Origin of the sequence: Acinetobacter sp. YH12046, assembly GCF_013419905.1 — a bacterium.
GTDB lineage: Bacteria > Pseudomonadota > Gammaproteobacteria > Pseudomonadales > Moraxellaceae > Acinetobacter.
The window spans coordinates 1-4,522 of record NZ_VOZF01000059.1 but is presented as its reverse complement, the minus strand read 5'-3'; the positions used below and the strand labels follow the sequence as shown (position 1 = coordinate 4,522).

The 4,522-nt window shown below is 36.5% G+C and carries 3 protein-coding genes; 1 reads left to right on the top strand and 2 read right to left on the bottom strand.

The genetic code is table 11. The features are described from left to right. Positions 1 to 55: 55 nt before the first annotated feature. Positions 56 to 1,078, bottom strand: a complete 1,023-nt coding sequence (locus FTU03_RS15720; protein ID WP_247166083.1) for a hypothetical protein — start codon at positions 1,076 to 1,078, stop codon at positions 56 to 58. 2,194 nt (positions 1,079 to 3,272) lie between these two features. On the opposite strand from FTU03_RS15720, the gene FTU03_RS15715 reads away from it, so the two are divergent. Then, on the top strand, positions 3,273 to 4,226 hold the full coding sequence (locus FTU03_RS15715; RefSeq protein ID WP_179991697.1) for a replication initiation protein: 954 nt from the start codon (positions 3,273 to 3,275) through the stop codon (positions 4,224 to 4,226). 3 nt (positions 4,227 to 4,229) lie between these two features. Here FTU03_RS15715 and FTU03_RS15710 read toward each other — a convergent pair whose 3' ends face one another. After that, entirely contained in the window at positions 4,230 to 4,436 is a 207-nt protein-coding gene (locus FTU03_RS15710) for a hypothetical protein (RefSeq protein ID WP_179991696.1), read from the bottom strand. Positions 4,437 to 4,522 lie beyond the last annotated feature (86 nt).

Below are 4,522 nucleotides of genomic sequence, written 5' to 3'. Positions count from 1 at the left end.
TTTTTAAATATTTCAGCAGTTTTTAAGGTTGCAATATTCATATTAAGTCCTGTTATTAAACCAAATATTTGTTAAATAGTTCGGTGTAAGTGTCTTGATTTACATCGTCTTTATTCAAATTGATTTGAACACTCTCATAAATCCTTCTTAAGAAAACATACTGAATAAAATCATCTGCATAATTCTTAATTCGGGGCAGGTAATTCAGCTCTAAAGGAATGTAGTAGTCCATTTTTCTAAAGTTTTTCCCTGTTTTTTTGAAGTGATAACTGACCGCATCAACAAACAATCGTCCGATCTGGTGCCGATTCCCTTTGAAGACTCCGTAAAATTTCAGATCATCATAAAATGACTGCAACTTAGACATGCCAACGCTTTTGTCATTATTTGAAATAAGTGTATTTATAATTTCAACATAGCTTTTTTTAATCAGCTGCACGCTAGGCTCATCAAATCGCCAAGTCCATGTATAGTTTTTTGCACTTTTCTCCGTATCAGGATAATTCTTTGATTTCTTTTTTGAGTGTGAAAGGCGCACCAGTTCAACATTTTTCCCATTTCCAAACGCAACTTTTAAAAAGGGCTTTTGTAAAACAAATTTGAATTTTTCATGGTCATTAAAATATGTCTGAATCAATGAAATTTGTTCTTGTTCTTCTTCTCGATTCCACGTTGTTTCAACTTCTGATATTCGCTGTTTGACTATTTTCTTTAATTGCCCCTCGCTTTTAAGAGTGTTGTATTCATTGCTTTTTGGAGTTGTCACAAACAGCCAAAATTCCCATATATCTTGGTCATAACGCTTTTGAATAATTAAATCCGCAATAGGCTCATTTTTTTTATTTAAACGATAAGTCCTTTGTCGTGGGCTTAAATCTAAAGAATATTTTTGGCTGAGTTTTTTTATGAGTTTTTGGATTTTATCTGCAAACATCGTGTTATCAGATTCAATAGTAAAGTGACTATAGAAATACGCACCGTTTGCAACTTTATCTACAATTTTTTGCGCTGTATAACGACTGTTCGGGCTGTAATGAATCATTTTATTGTTACCAAGCAATATTTGTTCAATTGTCATCAAACAATATTCTAAAAAGTCCTATGTAATCAAGCAATATTTATTCTAACTAAAAGCTATATTTTATAATGCTTTCAACGATTTTGATTTTTTACCAATGCCAAAGGCATTGGTCGGACTTAATTGACACAATTTGTCATCGTGCAATCAAGTGGTTCCTAGGTGACGGAATTTACATCTGTTTTTGCTTGGTTTATAGTCGCAATATTCATTGACTTAAAGCAGTCTGACCAACTGCCTGACCATTTTCGTTTTAGCGATTTTGAGCAGGCAACAGCCTGCTTAAAGCCATGTTTTTTTAGATAGCGCACAATTCAGAACTAGCCATTTTGAGTTGACCGATTGAGCGTACTACTGGAGAAATCCCGTTCGGTACGATCTGATGGGCGCTAGGGAGTTGTAATACTCCTTTTCGATCCAATCCGTTGTAAACGGGGTTGGGCGACAAGGACACGGGAGCCTATAAACAATCGAATGATTGTGAAGTGGTCGTGAGGTTAGATATAGCCTGACTAGATACAATTTTTTTTGTATTGAAACCCTGTTTTAACGATTACCGTGAGACCCTGACAGGATGTTAAGGGTCACTAATAACGGCAATGTGTTGCGGCAAATGCACTCTAAGAGGGAAGCGCAGCTCATTGGCACAACTGATGGCGTTTGAGGTAACAGCAATGTTACAGGCTAGCTGAGGAGAAATCTGGAAGCAGCGGCACCACTGAGTGAGATCATCTCAAGCAAAGTGGGTCAACGGATAGCTTAAACAGTATACATCCGGAAGCATAAACCGGAGACACGTGTAGATTAAGAGCCATACGCTCAGATTTTGTCTCAAAGTCATATCCACCAAATCTAAGGAACCGCGTGGTGGGGAAAATGGAAGCACTGACAGACAAAAGAGCATTGGCGTTCAATTGCTAAGATCGTTAGAAATAACTTGGGAATCTCCATGCTTAGACATTGAGTTGTCACGGCAAGGCATGGAGAGGGAGAGAGGATGAGTAGGTCGTATAAGTTATGAAAATAACGAAGTCGATGCTGTATTAAACATTGCGAACTCACCAGTGGCGTGGCTGCTAAGGGTGGTAAAGGGAGTAGTGTTGTCGAAAATCCGAGTCGGTTTTATGTTGTTATCTAAAAAAGCGAAACATAGCTAAAAATGGTTTGGTCGCCATTGTTTGTTCTGATAGGTCGGGATTGGTCTCCCGATCTAAGTCAGGACTAAGCAAACGTTAATGAAAGAAAAGAAAATACGGCAGCATAGTCTTGTGTACTGCATGATTTTTTTCATAGTTTCAATTCTAACTAATTGAATATTTAACTAATTTAGAAAAATTAGCGGGAGTCCTCGTTAAGATGAGTTTTTTCCATTCTTTAGTATAAAGAACGACGTATTGTGATAATGACTTGGGTATTTGCCTACCCATGTTCTACTCGACAAACAACGTGAACTCTACGAAAGTGAGATATGACTCCCTCGGTTGCGGCAAAACAACTAAACGAGGTGAGTTCCTAAATCTCTCTATTTTGCTTTCTAAGGCACTTTAATTTACTTCATGTAGGTAATATCAAAAAAACACCTAAAGTAGCTAAAAACCCTTATTTTTTGCATTTAAACGGTATATTTAACGAGTGTCTACGAGTGACACAAAGAAAAGTTGAGCCTCGACCCTCTGAAAAACTGCTTTAAAAAAATAAAAAAGACAAAAGGAATTAAATCAAATGCTGGTATTTGCACCTAGACCGAGCGAAGCGAGCAAAAAAGCTCTATGAGCGAAGCGAATTCATAGCCGCTTTTGCTTTTTTGAATCCTCGAAAGCAGTCACCAAAAAACAGCCCCCAAGACCAAGTGAAACGAGGTCAAAATGCCACGAGCGAAGCGAGTGCCATAGGGCTGTTTTTCACTCCCCTGCTCCTTTTTATTCTTTTAAGAAGCTTTTAAATACTTTTAGCCCCCCCTCAAAGCCACGTGTAACATGGCTTTCAAACTTTAAAAAAGTACAAACGCCAAGTATTAAAGTACAAACGCCAAGTTAAACACTGTTTAAAAAGTACAAACGCCAAGTTTAAAAAGTACAAACGCCAAGTATTAAAGTACAAACCTATGTATGTACTTTAATTTGTAAAAAAGTATTGACTCAAACAATGTACTTAGTATAAAAACAAACCGATTTATTATTTTTGAGCTGTTTATATGGCTGTAGATCTAAAGAAACATTATCCGAAAGATTGGGTTGTCTTACAAAACCGAGTTGCTGAATGCTTTCGTGGAATGAGCCTTGATGAAAAACGTCTTTTTATCATGTCTACGCCGCTTGCTAGAACAACACAAATATCAAGTAATGAACCTATTTTTATCTCATCTCATGAATTTTCACGTGAGTGTAATGTCGATCTTTCAACCGCATACACAGCACTAGAAACAGCGTCAGAGCGTCTTTTTACCCGATTTTTCGGATATACAGCACAAAATGGGGATCGGGTGAAAATAAGATGGTTGAACAAGGTTGTTTATAAAGTAGGGCAAGGGGGTTCAGAACTCTACTTTACTGATGAAGTCCTTCTTCTTCTTAGGGAGTTTGATGCTTTAAATCCTTATACAAAATATAAAAAAGAGGTTGTATTACGGCTCCGGAAAGACTACTCACTAGACATCTATCACTTAGCTAAGAAACATCAGGTGATGGGCGGTTTTCAAATCAGCCTTAATGATCTTTTTGAACAGCTTGGCTTACCTGAGTCGTATCAAGATTTAAGTAATTTAAAAAAAAGGGTAATTAAACCCTCATTAGATGAAATTAATCAAAATACGGATATTAACCTCAGCTATGAGAATATAAAGCAGGGGCGTTCTGTAGTCGGCTTTAAGTTCACTGTAAAAGAGAAACCAAAACCTAAAACTCTAACGACACAAGCTCGGGACCCGAACACAATAGATATGTTCTGCGATTTAACAGATGCTCAAATCAGCAAATATAGTGCTATTTTAAGTCGTGTAAGTGACATATCTGACCTTTCTACATTCCCGACATACGATGCTTTTACTCTGTTTATTGCCGGTATTTTGAGAGACCCAAAATCAGTACGTGAAGAAACTGCAAAACGGATATTTACAGCATTGCGTAAACATACTGATTTCAAAGGGTAATACCTATTTTCTTTCAAAAAAATAGGTGATCAAAGCAAGTATTCCCAAGGCTTTTGAGATTATTAAATAATCATCACTAGGTACAATATCGACATAGTGAAATGCTGTTAGCATCAACCAAAAGCCTAGGAAAAAAAATATAAACTTAGACTTAAATAAATGAGGGAGTTTTTTAAATATTTCAGCAGTTTTTAAGGTTGCAATATTCATATTAAGTCCTGTTATTAAACCAAATATTTGTTAAATAGTTCGGTGTAAGTGTCTTGATTTACATCGTCTTTATTCAAATTGATTTG